This is a genomic window from Micromonospora sp. WMMA1996, assembly GCF_002573675.1.
GTDB classification, from domain to species: Bacteria; Actinomycetota; Actinomycetes; order Mycobacteriales; family Micromonosporaceae; genus Micromonospora; species Micromonospora sediminicola.
The window spans coordinates 40,912-62,861 of the sequence record NZ_PDHU01000005.1; the positions used below are offsets into that span (position 1 = coordinate 40,912).

A 21,950-nucleotide genomic window follows, 5' to 3' on the forward strand; every position below is an offset into this window, starting at 1 on the left:
CGAATGCGGAAAGGCACCCCGATGCTCCGGACCATGCTCAAGTCGAAGATCCACCGGGCCACGGTGACCCAGGCCGACCTGCACTACGTCGGTTCGGTGACGGTGGACGAGGACCTGCTCGACGCGGCGGACCTGATCCCCGGCGAGCAGGTCGCGATCGTGGACATCACCAACGGCGCCCGGCTGGAGACGTACGTGATCCCGGGCCGGCGGGGCAGCGGCGTGATCGGCATCAACGGCGCCGCCGCGCACCTGGTGCACCCCGGTGACCTGGTCATCCTCATCTCGTACGGCCAGATGGACGACGCCGAGGCGCGCGCCTGGCAGCCCCGCGTGGTGCACGTCGACGCGGACAACAAGGTCGTCGACCTGACCGCCGACCCCACCACCGCCGCCCCCGGCACCGCCGGCGACCCCGTCCCCAACCCCCTCGCCGCCGCCCTGAACTGACCCCCTCGTCCCCCGCCCCCGCCCCCGCCCTCCCCCGTCGATCTTGCACTTTCGGCCCCTCGTTCGCCCGGTCTGCACCTTTCATCCGGGCCGCAACTGCAAGATCCACGGGGTCGGAGGTGGGGGCCGGCGCGGTCTGTTACCGGAAGGTCATTTTCGGCTACCCTGAGCGGACCGTCGGAATCGACGGTCGTCGGGCTGGGGGAGGCGCGATGGGCCGTACGCTGGGGAGCCTCGTCGCCGCCGTGGTCGCGACAGCGGCGCTGGTCGGGTGCGCCTCCTCGGGCGGGCTGGACGGGGACCTCACCGACGACTGGGCGTCGATGGGTCGGCCCGGTCCGTTCACCCCGGCGGCCGGGGTGTGCCAGGTCGCCGACTTCACCCCGACGGTCGGCCTGGCCGCGTACGCCCCGGTCGGCTGCGACCTGCCGCACCGGGTGGAGACCGTGCACGTCGGGGCGTTCACCGTCGGCCGGGCCACGCCGCCCCCGCTCGACTCACCCGAGCTGCGCACCGCCTTCGCCGAGTGCGACACCCGGGCCAGCGGCTTCGTCGGCGACGACTGGCGGGCCGGGCGGCTCCGGCTGGCCGTGGCGGTGCCCACCGGCGCCGGCTGGACGGCCGGCTCCCGCTGGTTCCGGTGCGACCTGACCGAGCTGAACACGGTCGAGGCGGCGGCCACCGTGGTGACCCGCACCGGCAGCCTCCGAGACGCGCTCAAGCCGCCGTCCCCGCTGCGTCTGGGCTGCCAGCGCACCGGGCAGGACCGGCGGCGGGTGCAGACGCTCACCCCGGTCGACTGCGCGGTGGCGCACGACGCCGAGTTCGTCGGCGTCTGGCTCGCGCCGGCCCGCCCGTACCCGAGCAGGCCGGCGGACTGGGCGCCGCTCTACGACGGCTGCTACGGCGCCGTCGCGCGCTGGACCGGCGTGCCCGCCGACCCGGTCCTGCGCTACCGCAGCGGCGTGGTGGTGCGCCCGCCCGGCGCGGCCCGCTGGGCGGTGGGCGACCGGGGCGTCCGGTGCTACCTGTGGCTCAGCGACCGCACCGTGACCGCCTCGTTGAAGGGCGCCGGCCCGGCCGGGCTGCCGCTCCGGACGAGGTAGCCGAAACCACTCGTCCCGCCCCCGTGGCCCGGAGCGAGGACGCTTCGGGTTGACTGTCCGCATGGACCTATCCACCGTCGACCTGCCGGCGCTGCCCCGGCTGCTCGCGGCGCCCGCGCCCGGTTGGGTGGAGACGACCGACGTCATCGTGGTCGGCTCCGGGGTCGCCGGGCTGACCGCCGCGCTGCACCTGCGCGAGGCCGGCCTGCACGTCACCGTCGTCACCAAGGTCGACATGGACGAGGGCTCCACCCGCTGGGCGCAGGGCGGCATCGCCGCGGTGCTGGACCCGACGGACAGCCCGGGCGCGCACGCGTACGACACGGAGGTGGCCGGCGTCGGCCTCTGCGACCCGGCCGCGGTGCGGGCGCTGGTGGAGGAGGGCCCGACCCGGCTCCGCGAGCTGATGCGGATCGGGGCGGAGTTCGACCGCAACCCGGACGGCTCGCTGATGCTCACCCGGGAGGGCGGGCACCGGGCCGACCGGATCGTGCACGCTGGCGGCGACGCCACCGGCGCCGAGGTGCAGCGGGCGCTGCACGCGGCGGTACGCCGCGACCCCTGGATCCGGCTGGTCGAGCACGCGCTGGTGCTGGACCTGCTGCGCGCGCCCGGCGACGGGCCGGGCGGCCTCGGTCCGGCCTGCGGGATCACCCTGCACGTGCTCGGTGAGGGCAGCGAGGACGGCGTCGGCGCCGTCCTCGGCCGCGCGGTGGTGCTGGCCACCGGCGGGATGGGGCAGATCTTCGCCGCCACCACCAACCCGGCGGTCTCCACCGGCGACGGGGTGGCGCTCGCGCTGCGCGCCGGCGCGGCCGTCACCGACCTGGAGTTCGTCCAGTTCCACCCGACCGCGCTGATCGTGCCGGCCGGCGGGCCGGGCGCCGGCCTGGCCCAGCAGCCGCTGGTCTCCGAGGCGCTGCGGGGCGAGGGTGCCCACCTGGTCGACGGCGACGGCAAGCGGTTCATGGTCGGCCAGCACGAGCTGGCCGAGCTGGCCCCCCGCGACGTGGTGGCCAAGGGCATCCACCGGGTCCTGCTCGCCACCGGCGCGGACCACGTCCACCTGGACGCCCGGCACCTCGGCGGCGACTTCCTGGCCCGGCGGTTCCCCACCATCGTGGCGTCCTGCCTGGCCATCGGCGTGGACCCGGCGACCGACCTGATCCCGGTGGCCCCGGCCGCCCACTACGCGTCGGGCGGCGTCCGGACCGACCTGCGCGGCCGCACCTCGATCCCCGGCCTGTACGCCTGCGGCGAGGTGGCCTGCACCGGGGTGCACGGCGCCAACCGGCTGGCCAGCAACTCGCTTCTGGAGGGGCTGGTCTTCTCCCGCCGGATCGCCGAGGACATCGCCGCCGGTCTGCCCGAGCAGGCCCGCCCGGCGGAGACCGGCGCCTGGGTCGGCGGGCAGGGCTGGCTGGTGCCGGCCGGGGGCACGCCGGACCTGCAACGGGCGATGACCCGGGGCGCGGGCGTGCTCCGCTCGGCGGACACGCTGGCCGGCACCGCCGCCGCGCTCACCGCGCTGGGCGCGGGTCGGGGTGTGCCGCGTACCGCCGACTGGGAGGCGACGAACCTGATCACGGTGGCGTCGACGCTGGTCGCCGCCGCGTACGCCCGGCGGGAGACCCGGGGCTGCCACTGGCGGGAGGACTTCCCGTCGGCGGACGACAGGTGGCGGGGCCACCTGGTGGCCGAGGTGGGTCCGGACGGGCGGCTGACCGAGAACTGGGAGGATGTTTCGTGATCGAGTCGACGCGGCGGGCGCTGCGGGACGGCGGCCTGGACCCGGAGTCGATCCGGCGGATCGTCGTCGACACCCTGGCCGAGGATCTCGGCCCGGACTTCCTCGACGTCACCAGCGTCGCCACCATTCCGGCCGAACAGCAGGACACGGCCGACCTGGTGGCGCGCGCGGACGGCGTGGTGGCCGGGCTGCCGGTGGCGGCCGCGGTGTTCGAGCTGGTGGGCGAGGTGACCGGCGCCGACCGTACGGTCGAGGTGTCGTTGGTGGCCCACGACGGGCAGCGGGTGGCGCGCGGCGATGTGCTGGCCACCGTGACCGGGCCGACCCGGCTGCTGCTCACCGCCGAGCGGACGGCGCTCAACCTGCTCTCCCGGATGTCCGGGGTGGCGACCCACACCCGGGCCTGGGCCGACGCGCTCGCCGGCACGAAGGCCATGGTGCTCGACACCCGCAAGACCACGCCGGGGCTGCGCGCGCTGGAGAAGTACGCGGTCCGGGCCGGCGGTGGCACCAACAAGCGCATGGGCCTCTACGACGTCGCCATGATCAAGGACAACCACAAGGTGGCCGCGGGCGGGATCGGGGCGGCGTTCCGCCGGGTCCGGGCGGCGTTCCCGGAGGTCCCGGTGCAGGTGGAGGTGGACACCCTGGCCGAGGCGGTGGAGGCGGTCGAGGCGGGGGCCGGGTTCCTGCTGCTGGACAACATGACCCCGGCGCAGCTGCGCGAGGTGGTGGCCGCGGTCGGCGACCGGGCGGAGCTGGAGGCGACCGGCGGGTTGACCCTGCCGGTGGCGGCCGAGTACGGGGCCACCGGCGTCGACTACCTCTCCGTCGGCGCGCTCACCCACTCGTCGCCGATCCTCGACATCGCCCTCGACCTGCGCGAGGAATGACGTGCGGCTCGCCACCCCGGCTCACTCCGCGCGCTTCGACCGCGGCGCGAGCGCCGTCTAGGCTGCCGCTGTGCTGCTCTGCATCGACATCGGAAACACCAACACCGTGCTGGCGACCTTCGACGGCGACAAGCTGGTGCACTCCTGGCGGATCAAGACCGACGCCCGTTCCACCGCGGACGAGCTGGGCCTGATGTTCCGCGGGCTGCTGGCCGGTGACGCCGTGGAGATCACCGGGGTGGCCGCCTGCTCGACCGTGCCGGCGGCGCTGCGCTCACTGCGCACCATGCTCGGCCGCTACTACGCGGACCTGCCCAGCGTGATCGTCGAGCCCGGCGTCCGTACCGGCGTGCAGCTCGCCATCGACAACCCGAAGGAGGTGGGCGCGGACCGGGTGGTGAACACGCTGGCCGCGTACACGCTCTACGGCGGGCCGTCGATCGTGGTGGACTTCGGCACCACCACCAACTTCGACGTGATCAGCGACCGGGGCGAGTTCCTCGGCGGGGCGTTCGCGCCCGGCATCGAGATCTCCTTCGACGCGTTGGCCGCCCGCGCCGCCCAGTTGCGCAAGGTGGAGGCCACCCGTCCCCGCTCGGTGATCGGCAAGAACACCGTCGAGTGCCTCCAGGCCGGCCTCTACTTCGGCTTCGCCGGCCAGGTCGACCGGATCGTCGAGCGGATGTCCGAGGAGTTGGGCGACGTCAAGGCGGTGATCGCCACCGGCGGCCTGGCCTCGCTGGTGCTCGGCGAGTGCCGCACCATCACCCACCACGAGCCGATGATCACCTTGATCGGCCTGCGGATGGTCTACGAGCGCAACACCTGAGGTGCAAGGAAGGGCCCCCTATTAACGCCTCCGGTAGAGGAAGGGCCCCCTGTTAACGCCGGCGGGCCCGGAGCACGAGCGTCCGGTACGGCAGCTCGACGGTGTCCCGGCCGACCAGGTCGGGGTGGCCGGCGAACAGTTCAGCCAGCCCGTCGTCGACCCGGGCCCGCTCGGCCGGGGTGGCGGTCAGCCAGTACGACCGGGTGTGCAGCATGCCCACCACCTGGTCCGGCGTGAGCGTGGTCGCGTGCGCGAACTCGCCCACCTCGACCGGCGTGAAGGCGGGACCGAAGTCGGCGTACCGGCCGGTCACGTCACCGGCGGTGTCGCCGAGGTGGGCGATCCGGGTCAGCTCGGCCACCCAGGCGACCCGCTCGTCCCGGACGTTCCACACCGGCGCGAACGTGCCGCCCGCGCGCAGCACGCGGGCGATCTCGACGTGCGCCCGCTCCCGGTCGAACCAGTGGTAGGCCTGCCCCGCCAGCACGGCGTCCGCCGACGCGTCCGGCAGCGGCACCGCCTCCGCGCCGCCCGCCAGCGCCGTCGTGCCCGGCGTGGCGGCCGCGAGTTGCGCCCGCATCCCCGGATCCGGCTCCACCGGTACGACGTGCTGCCCGAGCGCCAGCAGGCCCCGGGTGAGGATGCCGGTACCGGCGCCGAGGTCCACCACCCGGGCCGGGGCGTCCAGCCCGTCCAGCGCCCAGCGCAGGGCCGCCTCGGGATAGCGGGGCCGGAACCGGTCGTACGCGGCGGCGGCGGCGCCGAACGAGAGCGCCGGAGTGGGGTCGGTCATGGCGGGCAGGTTATCCCGTAACGGTCGCCACGCCGCTTGAGTACGCTCATGGGCTGACCCCGCCGTTGTTCCCCAAGGCCTGAGGAAGCGTGCCGTGACCGAGCAGAACGCCCTGCCCACCGACCCCGCCGACGACCTTCCCGAGCAGATGAAGGTCCGCCGGGAGAAGCGGGACCGGATGCTCGCCGAGGGGGTCGAGCCGTACCCGGTCGGTTTCCCGCGGACCACCACGCTCGCGCGGCTGCGTGAGCGCTACGCCGAGCTGCCCACCGACACGGCCACCGGGGACCGGGTCTCGGTCACCGGTCGGGTGATCTTCATCCGCAACACCGGCAAGCTCTGCTTCGCCACCCTGCGCGACGGCGACGGCACCGAGCTTCAGGCGATGCTCTCGCTGGACCGGGTCGGCGCGGAGCGGTTGGCCGACTGGAAGCGCCTGGTCGACCTCGGTGACCACGTCGGCGTGACCGGCGAGGTGATCACGAGCCGGCGCGGCGAGCTGTCGGTGCTGGCCGACGAGTGGGCGGTCACCGCGAAGGCGCTGCGCCCGCTGCCGGTGGCGCACAAGCCGCTCAGCGAGGAGTCCCGGGTCCGCCAGCGGTACGTGGACCTGGTGGTGCGCCCGCAGGCCCGGCAGATGGTGCGCACCCGGGCCACCGCGGTGCGCAGCCTGCGCGACACGCTGCACGGGCAGGACTTCATCGAGGTGGAGACGCCGATGCTGCAGTTGCTGCACGGTGGCGCGGCGGCCCGCCCATTCGTGACCCACAGCAATGCGCTCGACACCGATCTGTATCTGCGAATCGCGCCGGAACTGTTTCTCAAGCGCGCGGTGGTCGGTGGCGTGGACCGCGTCTTCGAGATCAACCGCAACTTCCGTAATGAGGGCATCGACTCCTCGCACTCACCGGAGTTCGCGATGCTGGAGACCTACCAGGCGTACGGCGACTACGACACGATGGCGGAGCTGACGAGAAATCTCGTGCAGCAGGCCGCCGTCGCGGTCGCCGGCTCCACGGTGGTGACGCACGCCGACGGCCGGGAGTTCGATCTGGGCGGCGAGTGGCGGTCGGTGACGCTGTTCGGTGTTCTTTCCGAAGCGCTCGGTGAGGAGGTCACCGTCCGCACGGAAAGGTCACGCCTGGTCGAGTACGCGGACAAGGTCGGTCTCTCCGTCGACCCGAAGTGGGGGCCGGGCAAGCTCGCGGAGGAGTTGTTCGAGGAACTGGTGGTGCCGTCCCTGCAGGCGCCCACGTTCGTGCGCGACTACCCGGAGGAGACCAGCCCGCTGACCCGGGCCCACCGCAGCGAGCCGGGCCTGGCCGAGAAGTGGGACCTCTACGTGCTCGGTTTCGAGCTGGGCACCGCGTACTCGGAGCTGGTCGACCCGGTCGTGCAGCGGGAGCGGCTGGTGGCCCAGGCGCAGCTCGCGGCGCGCGGCGACGACGAGGCGATGCGACTCGACGAGGACTTTCTCCGGGCCATGGAGTACGGAATGCCGCCGGCCGGTGGTATGGGAATGGGAATCGACCGGCTCCTGATGGCCTTGACCGGCCTGGGAATTCGGGAAACCATCCTGTTCCCGTTGGTCCGGCCCGAGTAGGCGCGCAAACCTTCTCCGGCTCGTTACCCGGTCCTATTGACGGAGCAAGCATCGGGCGGGTTATCGTGCTTGCGAGTATTCGCAGGAGCGTGACCCTGCTCGAAAGGAATGTGGGACGTGGCCAAGCAGATCATTCACAAGCTGGTCGATGACCTGGACGGCGGGGACGCTGACGAGACTGTCAAGTTCGCGCTCGACGGCGTGCAGTACGAGATCGACCTCTCCGCCTCCAACGCTGAAAAATTGCGCGACGTATTCGCGCCGTACATCGCGCACGGCACGCGGGTGGGTCGTGGGGGTGTGGTCGTGGGCGGCCGGGCCGCGCGGGGTCGGGGTGGCGCCACCGCCGACCGTGAGCAGAACCGTGCCATCCGCGAGTGGGCCAAGAAGGCCGGCAAGGACATCTCCGACCGGGGCCGGATCCCGCAGGAGATCGTGGACGAGTACCACGCGAAGGCGGGGCACTGACCCCGACCCTCGCGAGACGGGCGACCCGACGCCGGACCGGAGTGCGACTCCGGGCCGGCGTCGCCGTTTCCGCCCCGCGGTGCCGCGTGTCCGGTTCCGGGCCGACCCCGCGCCGGCGGGAAGAAAACCCCGTGCGGACCGGTTGTCCACAGGCGGTGGAGATTCCGTCCACAGGCTGTGGACGACCGTGGCGGGCGCGTACACCCCGCCCGAACCCCCCGACCGGGACTTTCCACCGCCGGTCGAATTTCGCTCTGCGCGTACAGGTAGGGGTCCCGGAACACCTCCTGAGCGTGGACGGTTGTCAGAAACGACGTCGGAACGGTCATTCGCGGGGACACACGACCTCAGCGGAGACGGTCCGCGGCGATAGAGTAAGGAGGCACGGACGCCGTCCCGGACGTCCGCGCACCGGCCCCGCCGAGATCTGACCATCAAGGCGCACGGCACGTGAGGAGCACGAGGGCATGTTCGAGCGGTTCACCGACCGAGCGCGACGGGTTGTCGTCCTGGCCCAAGAAGAGGCCCGGATGCTCAACCACAACTACATCGGTACGGAGCACATCCTGCTGGGCCTCATCCACGAGGGTGAGGGCGTCGCCGCCAAGGCTCTGGAGAGCCTGGGCATCTCCCTGGAGGGCGTGCGCCAGCAGGTCGAGGAGATCATCGGCCAGGGCCAGCAGGCGCCGAGCGGGCACATCCCGTTCACGCCGCGGGCCAAGAAGGTGCTGGAGCTGTCGCTGCGCGAGGCGCTGCAGCTCGGCCACAACTACATCGGCACCGAGCACATCCTGCTCGGCCTGATCCGCGAGGGTGAGGGCGTCGCCGCCCAGGTGCTGGTCAAGCTCGGCGCCGACCTGAACCGGGTCCGCCAGCAGGTGATCCAGCTGCTCTCGGGCTACCAGGGCAAGGAGCCCGCCGCGGCCGGCGCCGCGCCGGGCGAGGCCGCGCCGTCGACCAGCCTCGTGCTGGACCAGTTCGGCCGCAACCTGACCCAGGCCGCCCGCGAGGGCAAGCTCGACCCGGTCATCGGGCGCGAGAAGGAGATCGAGCGGGTCATGCAGGTGCTGTCCCGCCGCACCAAGAACAACCCGGTGCTGATCGGCGAGCCGGGCGTCGGCAAGACCGCCGTGGTCGAGGGGCTGTCCCAGAAGATCATCAAGGGCGAGGTGCCCGAGACGCTCAAGGACAAGCAGCTCTACACGCTCGACCTGGGCGCCCTGGTGGCCGGCTCCCGCTACCGCGGTGACTTCGAGGAGCGCCTCAAGAAGGTGCTCAAGGAGATCCGCACCCGCGGTGACATCATCCTGTTCATCGACGAGATCCACACCCTGGTGGGTGCGGGTGCGGCCGAGGGCGCGATCGACGCCGCCAGCATCCTCAAGCCGATGCTGGCCCGTGGCGAGCTGCAGACCATCGGCGCCACCACCCTCGACGAATACCGCAAGCACCTGGAGAAGGACGCCGCCCTCGAGCGCCGCTTCCAGCCGATCCAGGTGGGTGAGCCCTCGCTGGCGCACACCATCGAGATCCTCAAGGGCCTGCGGGACCGCTACGAGGCGCACCACCGGGTGAGCATCACCGACGCGGCCCTCGTCGCGGCGGCCACCCTGGCCGACCGCTACATCTCCGACCGCTTCCTGCCGGACAAGGCGATCGACCTGATCGACGAGGCCGGCGCGCGGATGCGGATCCGCCGGATGACCGCGCCGCCGGACCTGCGTGACTTCGACGAGCGCATCGCCCAGGTGCGCCGCGACAAGGAGTCCGCGATCGACGCGCAGGACTTCGAGCGGGCCGCGCAGCTGCGCGACAAGGAGAAGCAGCTCCTCGGCCAGAAGGCGCAGCGGGAGAAGGAGTGGAAGGCCGGTGACCTGGACGTCGTCAGCGAGGTCGACGACGAGCAGATCGCCGAGGTGCTCGGCAACTGGACCGGCATCCCGGTCTACAAGCTGACCGAGGAGGAGACCTCGCGCCTGCTGCGCATGGAGGACGAGCTGCACAAGCGCGTCATCGGCCAGGAGGACGCGGTCAAGGCGGTCTCGAAGGCGATCCGGCGGACCCGGGCCGGCCTGAAGGACCCGAAGCGCCCGTCCGGCTCGTTCATCTTCGCCGGCCCGTCCGGTGTCGGTAAGACCGAGCTGTCCAAGGCGCTGGCCGAGTTCCTCTTCGGTTCCGAGGACGCGCTGATCCAGCTGGACATGTCCGAGTTCCACGACCGGTACACGGTGTCGCGGCTGGTGGGTGCCCCTCCCGGCTACGTCGGCTACGACGAGGGCGGGCAGCTGACCGAGAAGGTGCGTCGCCGGCCGTTCTCGGTGGTGCTGTTCGACGAGATCGAGAAGGCCCACCCGGACGTGTTCAACACGCTCCTGCAGATCCTCGAGGACGGGCGCCTCACCGACGGCCAGGGCCGGATCGTGGACTTCAAGAACACGGTCATCATCCTGACCACCAACCTCGGCACCCGTGACGTCGCCAAGGCCGTCTCGCTGGGCTTCCAGGCCTCTGAGGACTCCGAGTCGAACTACGACCGGATGAAGCAGAAGGTCAACGACGAGCTCAAGCAGCACTTCCGGCCCGAGTTCCTGAACCGGATCGACGACACCATCGTCTTCCACCAGCTGCGCGAGAACGAGATCCTCTCGATCGTCGACATCATGATCCAGCGCATCGAGGGCCAGCTGCGCAACAAGGACATGGGTCTGGAGCTGACCGACAACGCCAAGAAGTACCTGGCGAAGAAGGGCTTCGACCCGGTGCTGGGCGCGCGGCCGCTGCGTCGCACGATCCAGCGCGACATCGAGGACAACCTCTCCGAGCGGATCCTGTTCAACGAGCTGACCCCGGGTCAGATCGTGGTGGTCGACTGCGAGGGCGACCCCGAGAACATCGACAAGTCCAAGCTCGTCTTCCGGGGCGCGGACCGGCCGGACGCCGTGCCGGACGCGGTCCCGGCGGACCTCGGCGGCACCGCCGCCACCGGCGCGGACGACGCCGCGTAACTGGAACACCAAGGGCGGCGGCCCCGGCTGGCGAAAGCCACCGGGGCCGCCGCCTTTCCCATGCCCACCGCACCTCGCTCCCGATACCGCCCGCCCTCCCGCCCCGCCCCGCCCCGCCCTCCCGCCCTCGCCCCGTCGATCATGAAGTTGACCGCACGTGGCGTCCGATTTGTCGCCGCCAACTTCATGATCGACGGGGCGGGTCCTGGGTGGGGGAGGGTGGTTAGGGGAGGGGGACCGGGGGGCCGTCGCCGGCCAGGCGGAAGGACTCCTCGCCCACCGGTTCCACCAGGCCGTCGGTCACCAGGCCGGCCAGGGCGCGGGCCCGCTGCACGTCGTCCTGCCAGACCTGGTCCAGCCGCTGGTGCGGCACCGGACCGGTGGCGTCCCGGAGCACCGCGAGGAGCAGCCCGCGTACCTGCCGGTCGGTGCCCGCGTAGCGCTGCGGGCGGCGGGTCGGGCCGGCCGGCGCCGCCTGGCCGGACGCCCGCCAGGCACAGCTCGACTCGACCGGGCAGACCGCGCACCGGGGCGCGCGGGCGGTGCAGACCACCGCGCCGAGTTCCATGAAGGCCGCGCTGGCCAGGGCGGCGGCGGTCGGCTCGACCGGCAGCAGCTCCTCGGTGGCGACCAGGTCGGCGGGGCGGGTGGTCGGTCCGGCGTCGGCTTCGCCGGCGATCGCCCGGCACACCACCCGCCGGACGTTCGTGTCCACCACCGGGTGGCGCTGCCCGTAGGCGAACGCCGCCACCGCCCGGGCCGTGTACGTGCCCACGCCGGGCAACGCCAGCAGCTGGTCCAGTCGGTCGGGCACCACGCCGCCGTGCCGCTCCACGACGGCCACCGCGCACTCGCGCAGGCGCACCGCCCGACGGGGGTAGCCGAGCCGGCCCCACATCCGGATCGCCTCGGCCGGGGTGTCCTCCGCCAGCGCGCGCGGCTCCGGCCACCGGGCCAGCCACGCCTCCCACGCGGGCACCACCCGGACCACCGGGGTCTGCTGGAGCATGACCTCGCTGACCAGGATCGCCCAGGCGCCGATGCCGGGCCGGCGCCACGGCAGGTCGCGGGCGTTGCGCTCGTACCAGCGGCTGACCTGGGCGGCGAAGGTGGGCTCAGTCATGGCGCTGACGATGATGTCACGGGCGGAGATCCCGCTGGTTGGGCGACCCGGGTGGGCCGGCGCGGCCGATCATGGGCGGCGGGGCAGAATGTCCGAATGAACGAGCTCGCGATCACCGTCATCGGCCGGGACCGGCCGGGCATCGTCGCCGACGTCGCGGAGGTCCTCGCCCGGCTGGGTGCGAACCTCACCGACTCGACGATGACCCGGTTGCGGGGACACTTCGCGATGACCCTGATCTGTGTCGGCCCGGCCGCCGCCGACGTGGAGGCCGCGCTGGCCCCGCTCGCCGCCGACGGGCACCTGCTGGCCACCGTACGCGCGGTGACCCCGGACGGCGGCAGCACGGCCGCCGGCGAGCCGTACGTGCTCGCGGTGCACGGCGCGGACCGGATGGGCATCGTCGCGGCGATGACCCGGGTGCTGGCCGACGCGGGCGGCAACGTGACCGATCTGAGCACCCGGCTCACCGGATCGCTCTACGTGGTGGTCGCCGAGGTCGAGCTGCCGCCGGGCAGCGCGGACGAGGTGGCCGGCCGGCTCACCCGCGCCGCCGCGGAGCTGGGCGTCGGGGTCAGCCTGCGCCCGGCGGACACGGACCTGCTGTGACCGCCGAGGAGTACGCCGGGTTGGGCGGCTGGACGCCGGAGAAGCTGGGCGTCCCCGGCGAGGTACGTCCCGTGGTGGCCGCCCCGGAGCCGGTGCTGAGCCGGCCGGGCCCGACGGTCGACCCGACCTCGCCCGAGGTGGTGCGACTCGCCGCCGACCTGGTGGCCACGATGCGGGTCTCACCGGGCTGTGTGGGCCTGGCGGCACCGCAGGTCGGGGTGAGCGCCCAGGTGTTCGCGGTGGACGTTACCGGCCATCCGAAGGCGGTCACCGTGCACGGCACGTTCGTGCTGTGCAACGCCCGGGTGGTGGAGGCGACCCGCTGGAAGGCCGGTCGCGAGGGCTGCATGTCGGTGCCGGATCTGACCGGGGACGTGAAGCGGGCGAGTCGCCTCGTGGTGGAGGGGGCGCTGCCGGGCAGCGGGGAGCCGGTGCGACTGGTCACCGACGGCTTCGAGGCCCGCGCGCTGCAGCACGAGATCGACCACTGCGCCGGGCTGCTCTTCCTCGACCGGGTGGCCGGGGCGCACGCCGTCTACCAGCGCCAGGTCTATCTCTGACCGGGAGTGGTCCGGCGACGGCGCTCGGTGAACGTCGGCCTCCACAGTGGATGCTTCAGGCCGGGCGGCGCGGTGTTACCGGCGCGTCGGACCCGCGCGTCGCGCACCGCGCGGATACGGTAGGCGCATCATGCGTCTGACGGTCGGCCCCCTGCCCCCCGCCGTGTACTGGCGGCGTCGTGCCGTCGTGCTCGGTGCGGGGCTGCTCTTCCTGATTGTCCTGCTCTATTCCTGCACCGGCACGGATCGCAACGCCGGGACGCCGTCCGGCAACCCGTCGCCGAGCGGCACCGCGGGGGCGGCCCCGGGCCCGTCGGGCTCGGTGCTGAGCCCGCAGTCGGGCAGCCCGTCGCCGACACCGGGCGCCTCGGGCGACACCGGCTCGGACGGCGGAGGCACGAGCAGCGGCGGCGGCACGAGCGACGGGGGTGGCTCGGGCACGGGCGACGGCGGGGCGTCCGGGCAACCGGTCTCCGACGACGGCACCTGCGCCGACTCGGAACTGCTGGTGACGCCGGTGGCGGTGCCGGCCAGCGCCCAGCGGGGCACCGTGGTCACCCTGCGCCTGAAGGTCAAGAACGTCTCGGACCGCACGTGCAGCCGGAACGTCGGCGCCGACCTGCAGGAGCTGTACGTGAAGGCCGGCGCGGAGAAGGTCTGGTCGTCGGACACCTGCGGCACCGGCAAGGGCAACGACGTGCAGTCGTTCACACCGAACTTCGAGCGCGCCTACGAGCTGGGATGGAACGGCCGGCTGGACAACCGGTGCGCCGGCGGGCTGGCCAACGGCGAGTACGCCCCGATCGGCACGTACCAGGTCTTCGCCCGGGTGGGCACCAAGATCAGCGAGCCGGTGAAGTTGACCGTCACCGGCTGAGCCGGGTCAGACGTACCGCTCCAGGATGGACGCCTCGGCGAGCCGGGACAGCCCCTCGCGGACGCCCCGGGCGCGGGCGTCGCCCACGCCCTCGACCGCCTGGAGGTCCTCCACGGTCGCACCGAGGAGCCGCTGGAGGCTGCCGAAGTGCACGACCAGTCGGTCGACCACGGCCGCCGGGAGCCGGGGCACCTTGGCCAGCAGGCGGAACCCGCGCGGGCTGACCGCCGCGTCGAGCGCGTCGGAGGCGGACGGGTAGCCGATCGCCTTCGCCACCGCCACCAGGTCGATCAGCTCGGTGGCGGTGAGCAGGTCGAGTTCGACGAGCGCCTCGTCGAGGGTGCGCGACTTGCGGCCGACGGGCAGGTAGTCGCGGATGACCAGGGTGCGGTCGGCGTCCACGCCGGCCATCAGCTCGTCGAGCTGGAGCGCCAGCAGTCGGCCGTCGGTGCCCAGCTCGACCACGTAGCCGGCGATCTCGTCGGCGATCCGCCGGACCATCTCCAACCGCTGCACCACGGCCACCGCGTCGCGGACGGTGACCAGGTCCTCGATCTCCAGCGCGGAGAGGGTGCCGGAGACCTCGTCCAGCCGCAGCTTGTAGCGTTCCAGCGTGGCCAGGGCCTGGTTGGCCCGGGACAGGATCGCCGCCGAGTCGTCGAGCACGTGCCGCTGGCCGTTGACGTAGAGGCTGATGATCCGCATCGACTGGCTGACCGAGATGACCGGGTAGCCGGTCTGCCGGGCCACCCGTTCGGCGGTGCGGTGCCGGGTGCCGGACTCCTCGGTGGGGATGGACGGGTCGGGCATCAGGTGCACGCCGGCCTGGACGATCCGGGTGCCGTCGCTGGAGAGGACCACGGCGCCGTCCATCTTGCACAGCTCGCGGACCCGGGTGGCGGAGAACTCGACGTCCATCGGGAAGCCGCCGGTGCAGATCTGCTCGACCACCTTGTCGTAGCCGAGCACGATGAGCGCGCCCGTGCGGCCGCGCAGGATCCGCTCCAGGCCGTCCCGGAGCGCGGTGCCCGGTGCCATCAGGGCGAGATTGGCCCGCAGCGGATCGCCACCGGCTCCACCGACGCTCCCGGTGACGGTCACGCTGATGGCGGCACGGGCGGGGTTCCCGCTCACGGCGCCGGTGCGGGCGTGCGGCGTCGCCGTTGCGGGCTTGGTGGCATCGCGGTCGATCGGCACGGGCACAGTCTACGGACTGCGGTGCGGTGGGTGCTCTCGTGGTTACTGTGATGTGTCACGATGCCCGGCTCCGGGGCTCGCCGCCCGCTTGCGCGACCTGTCCGATTCGCCCGACCGCTCCCGCCCCAGCGCTACCCACCGTCACTCCGCCGACGCCCGGGCGGCAGCCTGGAGCGCGGTGCGCACGTCAGTGACCTCGATCACGCGCATGTTCTCCGGGGCGACGCCGCTGCTGCCCGGGCCGCAGCCGGGCGGCACCAGGGCCAGCCGGAAGCCCAGCCGGGCAGCCTCGGCCAACCGTCGGGGGACCGCGCCGACCCGGCGCACCTCGCCGGTCAGCCCGACCTCACCGATGGCGACCAGGTGCGCGTTGAGCGCGAGGTTGAGCCCGCCGGACGCGACGGCGAGCGCCACGGCCAGGTCGGCCGCCGGCTCGACCACCCGGATGCCGCCGACCGTGGCGGCGAAGACCTCCCGGTCGTGCAGCGTCAGCCGCTCGGTGCGCCGCTGGAGCACCGCGAGGACCATGGCCAGCCGGGCGCCGTCGAGACCCGAGACGGTGCGCCGGGGCGAACCGGCGACGGTGGCCCCGATCAGCGCCTGCACCTCGGTGACCAGCGCCCGCCGCCCCTCCATCGCCACCGTCACGCAGGTGCCCGGCACCGGCTCGGAATAGCGGGTCAGGAAAAGGCCGGACGGGTCGGCGAGGCTGCTGATGCCGCCCTCGTGCATCTCGAAGCAGCCCACCTCGTCGGCCGCGCCGAACCGGTTCTTCACGCCGCGCACCATCCGCAGCGAGGAGTGCTTGTCGCCCTCGAAGTGCAGCACCACGTCGACCAGGTGCTCCAGCACCCGCGGGCCGGCCACCTGGCCGTCCTTGGTGACGTGCCCGACCAGCACGGTGGCGATGCCCCGCTCCTTGGCCACCGCGACCAGCGCCGCGGTGACCGCGCGCACCTGGGTGACCCCGCCGGGCACGCCCTCGGTGCCGGTGGTGGAGATGGTCTGCACCGAGTCGAGCACCAGCAGCCCCGGCTTGACCGCGTCGAGGTGGCCGAGCACCGCCGACAGGTCACTCTCGGCGGCCAGGTAGAGCTGGTCGTGCAGGGTGCCCATCCGCTCGGCGCGCAGCCGCACCTGGCTGACCGACTCCTCGCCGCTGACCACGAGCGACGGGCTGCCCGCGCCGGCGGCCCACTGCTGGGCCACGTCGAGCAGCAGGGTGGACTTGCCGACGCCGGGCTCGCCGGCCAGCAGCACCACCGCGCCGGGGACCAGGCCGCCGCCGAGCACCCGGTCGAGCTCGCTGACCCCGGTGGGCCGGGCACGGGCCGGAGCGGCGCTGATGGTGGCGATCGGCCGGGCCGGCTCGGCCGGCATCCGGGAGCTGACCACCCGGCCGGAGACCACCGGGCCGGTGACGGTGCACTCGACCACCGAGCCCCACTCGCCGCACTCGGGGCACCGGCCCACCCACTTCGGCGGCTGGTGACCGCACGCGTCGCACTCGTAGGCCGGGCGGGGTTCGCGGGCGGCGGCGCGACCGCGGCCGGCGCCGGCACGGGAGGAGGTCGATCGGGGCGAGGTCACCACAGGACGCTAACCGGACGGTACGACGAACGCCCACCTCCAGACGACGACACCGCCGGCGTGGCGCTGGCCACGAGCGGCGGTGTCGGCGGAACGGAGAACGGCGTCAGCCGTGGCTGCCGCCCTCGACGCCACCCTCTTCGCCGGCGTGCTCGCGCGGGTTGACCACCGCGGACGGCTCGGCCTCGGGGGTCAGCGGGACGCCGATCGGGGCCGGGGTCTTGATCACCTTGCCGCCGCCGAAGTCGAAGGTCAGGTTGACCTGCTGGCCGACGAGCAGCTTCTGGTTCAGGCCGACCAGCTGGAGGAACTGCGGGTTGCCGCTGTTCAGCTGGGCGTAGGAGAGGGCCGGGATCTCGATCCGGGCCGGCTGGCCGGCGGGCGCCGACTCGCTCTCCGACGGCGACGGGCTGGCCGAGGCGGACTCGCCCGCCGACGGCGAGCCGGTGACGTCGAGCGACTGGCTGGGCGAGGCGCTCGGGTCGGCGGCGGTCGGCGAGGCCGAGGCCGGCTCGGTCGGCGAACCGGTCGGGGTGGCCGCGCCGCTGGACCCGGCACCGCCGGTGAGCAGGATCTCGCGGGCGCTGTCGGTGGTGACGGTCACGGTCACCGGGGCCTGGCTGTCGTTGTAGATCACGACGTTGAGCGGCGCGGTCGCGCCCGCCTCGTAGCCCTTCGGTCCCGGGAACTGCACGTAGAGCCCGCGCACCTTGTAGAGGTTGTCGGAGGTCTGGACGTTGACGCCCTGTACCGACGGGATCTTGTTGGCGGTCTCGGCGATCTGCCCGGCGCCGCACCCGGACAGCAGCAGGCTCGCCGCCGCCGCCGTGCCGGCCAGCAGCAGGGCCGGCCCCCGGGAACCCCTGATCGAGCGCGTCACGTCGGTCCTCCTCGTCACGATCCCCGCCCGGTCGACCCCCGGGCACGGGGTGGCCATACCCGCGCAGACCGCGCTCCAGGGTAGTTGGAGCTGATCGAGGCCCGCACGCGGACCCGGCAATGCCCCCCGCGCAGGGGACTTCTCAGACCACCCGGCCGTTCGCCACCAGCAGCACCACATCGATCAACGCCACCACCAGCACCGCCCGGAAGGCGGTCACCGGCCGGTCGCCGGCCCGGGCGGCGGCGCGTCCCGCGTACCAACCGAGGGCCGGCACCGCGACGGCGGCGGCGACCGCCGACAGGCCGGTCCACGACGGCGGCCCGGGTGGTCCGAACACCAGCGCGACGGTGGCCGCGAGGAGCAGCCCGGCGGCGGCCAGCCGGCTGCCCCCGGACCCCAGCCGGTGCGGCAGTCCGCGCACGCCGGTCCGGGCGTCGTCGGCCAGGTCCGGCAGGACGTTCGCGAAGTGCGCCCCGGCGCCCAGCAGCGCGGCGGCGGCCACCAGCCAGGCCGGTGGCGCGGGCGAGCCGGGCAGGGCCAGCACCACGAAGGCGGGCAGCGCGCCGAACGAGACCGCGTAGGGCAGCACCGACACCGGCGTCGACTTCAGCGGCCGGTTGTAGAGCAGCGCGGAGACCAGTCCCAGGGTGGCGCACGCGGCCGCGGCCGGTCCGCCGGCCAGCGCCAGCAGCGGGGTGGCGACCGCGGCCACCGCGGTGGCGCGGACCAGCGTCGGCCGGGCGACCGCGCCGGTGGTCACCGGCTTGTCGGTACGCCCCACCGCGGCGTCCCGCTCGGCGTCGATCAGGTCGTTGCTCCAGCCCACCGCGAGTTGGCTGGCCAGCACCGTCGACGCCACCACGGCGACGCCGACGGCGGAGTGCCCGACGCCGGCCGCGAGCAGCGCGGCGACCACGACGACCGCCGCCGCCGGCTCCGGATGGCTCGCCCTGACCAGCCCTAACACCCGCGTCGACATAAGGGAAGTCTGGTCGTTACCGGGGAGTCGTGCCACGCTCGGACCATGCCAGAAGCGTCCCCGGTGTCCACACCGCACCGGGTGCTGCCGCCGAACGACCCCCGGCAGTACGACGACCTGGCCGGGGAGTGGTGGCGGCCGGACGGCGCGTTCGCGATGCTGCACTGGCTGGCCCGCGCCCGCGCGGCCCTGGTGCCGCCCGCGTCCACCCCGGACGACCTGCTGGTCGACCTCGGCTGCGGAGCCGGGCTGCTGGCGCCGCACCTGGTCGGGAAGGGCTACCGGCACGTCGGGGTGGACCTGACCCGCTCCGCGCTCGACCAGGCCGCCGCGCACGGTGTGACGGTGCTCCAGGGCGACGCCACCGCCGTGCCCCTGGCCGACGGCTGCGCCGCCGTGGTCTCCGCCGGCGAGCTGCTGGAGCACGTGCCGGACTGGCGGCGGGCGGTGGCCGAGGCGTGCCGCCTGCTGCGCCCCGGCGGCCTGCTGGTGCTCGACACGCTCAACGACACGCTGCTGGCCCGGCTGGTCGCGGTGGAGGTGGGCGAGCGGCTGCCCACCGTGCCGCGCGGAATCCACGACCCACGGTTGTTCGTGGACGCCCGCGCGCTGGTCGCCGAGTGCGCCCGGCACGGCGTGTCGCTGCGGCTGCGCGGGGTCCGGCCGGAGCTGGGCGGCACGCTGGCCTGGCTGCTGCGCCGGTGGCGCGGCGGTGACCGTCCGGCCCGGACGGAGCCGCGCATCGTGCCGACCCGGTCCACCGCCGTGCTCTATCAGGGCAGGGGGCGCCGGAGCGGGTAGCCGGGACGGCCCGGGGTAAAGGGACGCCGAGAAGGGGGCGACATGAGTGTGCACGCGCTGGAGGCGGCCCGCCGGTTGGCGCCGCGACTGGCCGCCCGCGCGGCCGAGCACGACCGGGACGGCTCGTTCCCGGTGGACGACTTCGCCGACCTCCGGGCGGCCGGCCTGTTCGGGCTGATGGTGCCGCAGGCGCTGGGCGGCCGGGGCGCCAGCTTCGCCGAGTACGCGGCGGTCGCCACCGAGTTGGCCCGGGGCAACGGCGCGACCGCGCTGGTGTTCAACATGCACGCCTCGGTCACCGGGGCGCTGGGCGCGGTCACCGAGGAACTGGCCGAGGCGCTCGGCGTACCGGACGAGGCGCTGGCCGCCCGCGACCGGCTGCTGCGCGCGGCGGCCGACGGCTCCTGGTACGCGGTGGCGATGAGCGAACGCGGCGCCGGCGCGCGACTGTCCCAGCTCAGCACGGTCTACGAGCCGGTCGACGGCGGCTGGCACATCAAGGGCAGCAAGACCTTCTGCTCCGGCGCCGGCCACCCGGACGGCTATCTGGTGGCCGCCCGCAGCGCCGCCGACCAGTCGGTGGTCTCCCAGTTCCTGGTCCCGGCCGGCGAGGGCATCACGGTCGAGCCCACCTGGGACTCGCTGGGCATGCGGGCCACCTCCTCGCACGACCTGCACCTGGACGTGACGGTCCCGGCCGACCGGCTGCTCGGCGGGGTCGAAGGGCTGGCCCTGGTGGTCGCCCAGCTCATGCCGCACTGGCTGGTCGCCAGCTACGCGGCCGTCTACGTGGGGGTGGCGCGGGCCGCCATCGACGCCGCCGCCGAGCACCTGAACGCCCGCAACCTGGCCGGTCTGCCGGCGGTCCGGGCCCGCCTGGGCCGGGCGGACGCGGCCGCCGCCGCCGCCGAGCTGGTGGTCGCCGAGGCGGCCCGCCGGGTCGACGAGGCCCCCGGCGACGCGGAGACGAACCGCTGGGTGTGGCGGGCCAAGCTGCTGGCCGGCACCACGGCGGCGGAGGTGGCGGCGTCCATGCTGGAGGCCGCGGGCACCTCGGCGACCCGCCGGGGCCACCCGCTGGAGCGGCTCTACCGGGACGCCCGCTGCGGCTCGCTGCACCCGGCCACGTCCGACGTCTGCGCCGACTGGCTCGGCATCGCGGCGCTCGGCGGCGACCCGGACCGTGACGGCTCGACCCCTCGCTGGTGAGCGCGAGGAGTGAGCCGGGGTTGCGAGCCCCGCAGTCGCGAACGAAGGACGGCCCGGTGAGCGCGAGGAGTGAGCCGGGGTTGCGAGCCCCGCAGTCGCGAACGAAGGACGGCCCGGTGAGCGCGAGGGCTGAGGGATCCGAGAGGTGGGGGACGTGGACGTACCGGTGATCGCGGGTATGGGTACGGCGCAGCCGCCGGCCGCCGCGCAGGACGAGCTGTGGACGGGCTTCTTCGCGCGGCACTTCTCCGGGACCACCCGGGCGCTGGCCGAACGGATCTTCGCCAACTCCGGCGTGACCCGCCGGCAGGCGGCGGTGAACCCGTTGCTGGAGGACGTCTCGGAGTGGCCGACCGAACGGCGGATGCGCCGCTACCAGGTCGAGGCGCTGCCGCTGGGCAAGGAGGCGGTGGGGCGCGCGCTCACCGCGGCCGGCCTCGACGCCGGTGACGTCGGCCTGTTCGTGGTCTGCTCCTGCACCGGGTACGCGACCCCGGGGCTGGACATCCTGCTCGCCCGGGACCTCGGCATGGCCCCGGGCACGCAGCGCATGTTCGTCGGGCACATGGGCTGCTACGCGGCCCTGCCCGGGCTCGGCGCGGCGAGCGACTTCGTCACCGCCCGGGGTCGGCCCGCGCTGCTGCTCTGCGCGGAGCTGACCAGCCTGCACATCCAGCCGCCGGGCGCCCGGGTGGACACCCAGCAGATCGTCTCGCACGCGCTCTTCTCCGACGCCGCGGTCGCCGCCGTGGTCGTGCCCGGCGGCCGGGGGTACGCGCTGCGCGAGGTCACCTCGGTCACCGACACCTCCACCGCCGACCACATGACCTGGGACGTCACCGACACCGGCTTCCGGATGGGCCTGTCGCCGAAGGTGCCGCAGGTGCTGTCCCGCTACGTCCGGGACCTGGTGGACGACCTGCTAGCCCGGCACGGGTACGACCGTTCCGAGGTGGACGGCTGGGCGGTGCACCCGGGCGGCCCGCGGATCCTCAACGTGGTGGAACGTGAGCTGGACCTGCCGCCCACGGCGCTGGCCGCGTCCCGGGAGACGCTGGCCGAGCACGGCAACTGCTCGTCGCCGACGGTGCTGCTGATCCTGGACCGGCTGTGCCGTGCGCAGCGCCCGCCCCGGCGGGTGGTGATGCTGGCGTTCGGCCCCGGGCTGACGCTCTACGCGGCACTGCTGGAACGGGCGGGCTGACGGACCGCCGTCGCGTCGATA

20 protein-coding genes are annotated in these 21,950 nt (G+C 73.7%); 14 read left to right on the forward strand and 6 right to left on the reverse strand.

Going from position 1 to position 21,950, the window contains the following annotated elements:
• The first annotated feature begins 21 nt into the window (after window positions 1-21).
• The 5 genes from panD to COO58_RS25715 all read left to right on the forward strand — a co-directional run bounded on the left by panD (window position 22) and on the right by COO58_RS25715 (window position 5,028).
• A complete protein-coding gene (gene panD / locus COO58_RS25695) occupies window positions 22-450 on the forward strand; it encodes an aspartate 1-decarboxylase (protein ID WP_091568676.1) in 429 nt (142 codons plus the stop codon).
• A gap of 212 nt (window positions 451-662) precedes the next feature.
• Window positions 663-1,556, forward strand: coding sequence for a septum formation family protein (locus COO58_RS25700; protein WP_098747609.1), 894 nt, complete (start codon window positions 663-665; stop codon window positions 1,554-1,556).
• Between the two features lie 61 nt (window positions 1,557-1,617).
• The gene (locus tag COO58_RS25705) at window positions 1,618-3,306 is read left to right on the forward strand and encodes an L-aspartate oxidase (RefSeq protein WP_098747610.1); all 1,689 of its coding nucleotides are present in this window, start codon (window positions 1,618-1,620) and stop codon (window positions 3,304-3,306) included.
• Window positions 3,303-4,199, forward strand: coding sequence for a carboxylating nicotinate-nucleotide diphosphorylase (gene nadC / locus COO58_RS25710; protein WP_098747612.1), 897 nt, complete (start codon window positions 3,303-3,305; stop codon window positions 4,197-4,199). The genes COO58_RS25705 and nadC overlap by 4 nt, the downstream gene beginning before the upstream one ends.
• A gap of 70 nt (window positions 4,200-4,269) precedes the next feature.
• On the forward strand, window positions 4,270-5,028 hold the full coding sequence (locus COO58_RS25715; protein ID WP_091568686.1) for a type III pantothenate kinase: 759 nt from the start codon (window positions 4,270-4,272) through the stop codon (window positions 5,026-5,028).
• A 52-nt stretch (window positions 5,029-5,080) separates the two neighbouring features.
• Here the strand turns inward: COO58_RS25715 and COO58_RS25720 are convergent, their stop codons facing one another.
• On the reverse strand, window positions 5,081-5,821 hold the full coding sequence (locus tag COO58_RS25720; RefSeq protein ID WP_098747613.1) for a class I SAM-dependent methyltransferase: 741 nt from the start codon (window positions 5,819-5,821) through the stop codon (window positions 5,081-5,083).
• A 94-nt stretch (window positions 5,822-5,915) separates the two neighbouring features.
• Here COO58_RS25720 and lysS point away from each other — a divergent pair, with 94 nt between their 5' ends.
• The 3 genes from lysS to COO58_RS25735 all read left to right on the forward strand — a co-directional run bounded on the left by lysS (window position 5,916) and on the right by COO58_RS25735 (window position 10,897).
• Window positions 5,916-7,424 carry a lysine--tRNA ligase gene (gene lysS / locus COO58_RS25725; RefSeq protein WP_091568691.1) on the forward strand — a complete coding sequence of 503 codons (1,509 nt, stop codon included), beginning with the start codon at window positions 5,916-5,918 and terminating at the stop codon, window positions 7,422-7,424.
• A gap of 117 nt (window positions 7,425-7,541) precedes the next feature.
• On the forward strand, window positions 7,542-7,892 hold the full coding sequence (locus tag COO58_RS25730) for an Lsr2 family protein (protein WP_172967898.1): 351 nt from the start codon (window positions 7,542-7,544) through the stop codon (window positions 7,890-7,892).
• A 467-nt stretch (window positions 7,893-8,359) separates the two neighbouring features.
• Window positions 8,360-10,897, forward strand: a complete 2,538-nt coding sequence (locus COO58_RS25735; RefSeq protein WP_091568696.1) for an ATP-dependent Clp protease ATP-binding subunit — start codon at window positions 8,360-8,362, stop codon at window positions 10,895-10,897.
• A 223-nt stretch (window positions 10,898-11,120) separates the two neighbouring features.
• On the opposite strand, the gene COO58_RS25740 is transcribed toward COO58_RS25735, so the two are convergent.
• On the reverse strand, window positions 11,121-12,020 hold the full coding sequence (locus tag COO58_RS25740) for an A/G-specific adenine glycosylase (protein WP_091568699.1): 900 nt from the start codon (window positions 12,018-12,020) through the stop codon (window positions 11,121-11,123).
• Window positions 12,021-12,116: 96 nt separating this feature from the next.
• Between COO58_RS25740 and COO58_RS25745 the strand changes: the two genes are divergently transcribed.
• The 3 genes from COO58_RS25745 (at window position 12,117) to COO58_RS25755 (ending at window position 14,066) form a co-directional block, all read left to right on the forward strand.
• A complete protein-coding gene (locus COO58_RS25745; RefSeq protein ID WP_091568702.1) occupies window positions 12,117-12,629 on the forward strand; it encodes a glycine cleavage system protein R in 513 nt (170 codons plus the stop codon).
• Entirely contained in the window at window positions 12,626-13,189 is a 564-nt protein-coding gene (locus COO58_RS25750) for a peptide deformylase (RefSeq protein ID WP_091568705.1), read from the forward strand. The genes COO58_RS25745 and COO58_RS25750 overlap by 4 nt, the downstream gene beginning before the upstream one ends.
• 130 nt (window positions 13,190-13,319) lie before the next feature.
• Complete coding sequence (locus COO58_RS25755; RefSeq protein WP_091568708.1) at window positions 13,320-14,066, forward strand: hypothetical protein; 747 nt, start codon at window positions 13,320-13,322, stop codon at window positions 14,064-14,066.
• Between the two features lie 6 nt (window positions 14,067-14,072).
• Here the strand turns inward: COO58_RS25755 and disA are convergent, their stop codons facing one another.
• The 4 genes from disA to COO58_RS25775 all read right to left on the reverse strand — a co-directional run bounded on the left by disA (window position 14,073) and on the right by COO58_RS25775 (window position 18,715).
• Window positions 14,073-15,263 (reverse strand): DNA integrity scanning diadenylate cyclase DisA, encoded by a 1,191-nt coding sequence (gene disA / locus COO58_RS25760; protein ID WP_091576858.1) that lies wholly within the window; start codon window positions 15,261-15,263, stop codon window positions 14,073-14,075.
• A 141-nt stretch (window positions 15,264-15,404) separates the two neighbouring features.
• Window positions 15,405-16,856, reverse strand: coding sequence for a DNA repair protein RadA (gene radA / locus COO58_RS25765; protein WP_091568710.1), 1,452 nt, complete (start codon window positions 16,854-16,856; stop codon window positions 15,405-15,407).
• A 103-nt stretch (window positions 16,857-16,959) separates the two neighbouring features.
• Complete coding sequence (locus COO58_RS25770; RefSeq protein WP_091568713.1) at window positions 16,960-17,733, reverse strand: hypothetical protein; 774 nt, start codon at window positions 17,731-17,733, stop codon at window positions 16,960-16,962.
• 142 nt (window positions 17,734-17,875) lie between these two features.
• Window positions 17,876-18,715: a UbiA family prenyltransferase gene (locus tag COO58_RS25775; RefSeq protein ID WP_098747615.1), complete on the reverse strand. Its 840-nt coding sequence runs from the start codon at window positions 18,713-18,715 to the stop codon at window positions 17,876-17,878.
• Window positions 18,716-18,760: 45 nt separating this feature from the next.
• Between COO58_RS25775 and COO58_RS25780 the strand changes: the two genes are divergently transcribed.
• From COO58_RS25780 to COO58_RS25790, 3 genes are all read left to right on the forward strand, one after another.
• Window positions 18,761-19,516 (forward strand): methyltransferase domain-containing protein, encoded by a 756-nt coding sequence (locus COO58_RS25780; RefSeq protein ID WP_091568718.1) that lies wholly within the window; start codon window positions 18,761-18,763, stop codon window positions 19,514-19,516.
• A gap of 42 nt (window positions 19,517-19,558) precedes the next feature.
• On the forward strand, window positions 19,559-20,725 hold the full coding sequence (locus tag COO58_RS25785) for an acyl-CoA dehydrogenase family protein (protein ID WP_098747616.1): 1,167 nt from the start codon (window positions 19,559-19,561) through the stop codon (window positions 20,723-20,725).
• 154 nt (window positions 20,726-20,879) lie between these two features.
• A complete protein-coding gene (locus COO58_RS25790; RefSeq protein ID WP_091576860.1) occupies window positions 20,880-21,929 on the forward strand; it encodes a type III polyketide synthase in 1,050 nt (349 codons plus the stop codon).
• Window positions 21,930-21,950 lie beyond the last annotated feature (21 nt).

Excerpts from the sequence above, each read along its gene's own strand:
- panD (WP_091568676.1), top strand. The coding sequence starts at position 22 with ATGCTCCGGACCATGCTCAAGTCGAAGATCCACCGGGCCACGGTGACC.
- COO58_RS25700 (WP_098747609.1), top strand. The coding sequence starts at position 663 with ATGGGCCGTACGCTGGGGAGCCTCGTCGCCGCCGTGGTCGCGACAGCG.
- COO58_RS25780 (WP_091568718.1), top strand. The coding sequence starts at position 18,761 with ATGCCAGAAGCGTCCCCGGTGTCCACACCGCACCGGGTGCTGCCGCCG.
- COO58_RS25720 (WP_098747613.1), bottom strand. The coding sequence starts at position 5,821 with ATGACCGACCCCACTCCGGCGCTCTCGTTCGGCGCCGCCGCCGCCGCG.
- COO58_RS25705 (WP_098747610.1), top strand. The coding sequence starts at position 1,618 with ATGGACCTATCCACCGTCGACCTGCCGGCGCTGCCCCGGCTGCTCGCG.
- COO58_RS25745 (WP_091568702.1), top strand. The coding sequence starts at position 12,117 with ATGAACGAGCTCGCGATCACCGTCATCGGCCGGGACCGGCCGGGCATC.
- COO58_RS25785 (WP_098747616.1), top strand. The coding sequence starts at position 19,559 with ATGAGTGTGCACGCGCTGGAGGCGGCCCGCCGGTTGGCGCCGCGACTG.
- COO58_RS25775 (WP_098747615.1), bottom strand. The coding sequence starts at position 18,715 with ATGTCGACGCGGGTGTTAGGGCTGGTCAGGGCGAGCCATCCGGAGCCG.
- COO58_RS25740 (WP_091568699.1), bottom strand. The coding sequence starts at position 12,020 with ATGACTGAGCCCACCTTCGCCGCCCAGGTCAGCCGCTGGTACGAGCGC.
- COO58_RS25755 (WP_091568708.1), top strand. The coding sequence starts at position 13,320 with ATGCGTCTGACGGTCGGCCCCCTGCCCCCCGCCGTGTACTGGCGGCGT.
- COO58_RS25735 (WP_091568696.1), top strand. The coding sequence starts at position 8,360 with ATGTTCGAGCGGTTCACCGACCGAGCGCGACGGGTTGTCGTCCTGGCC.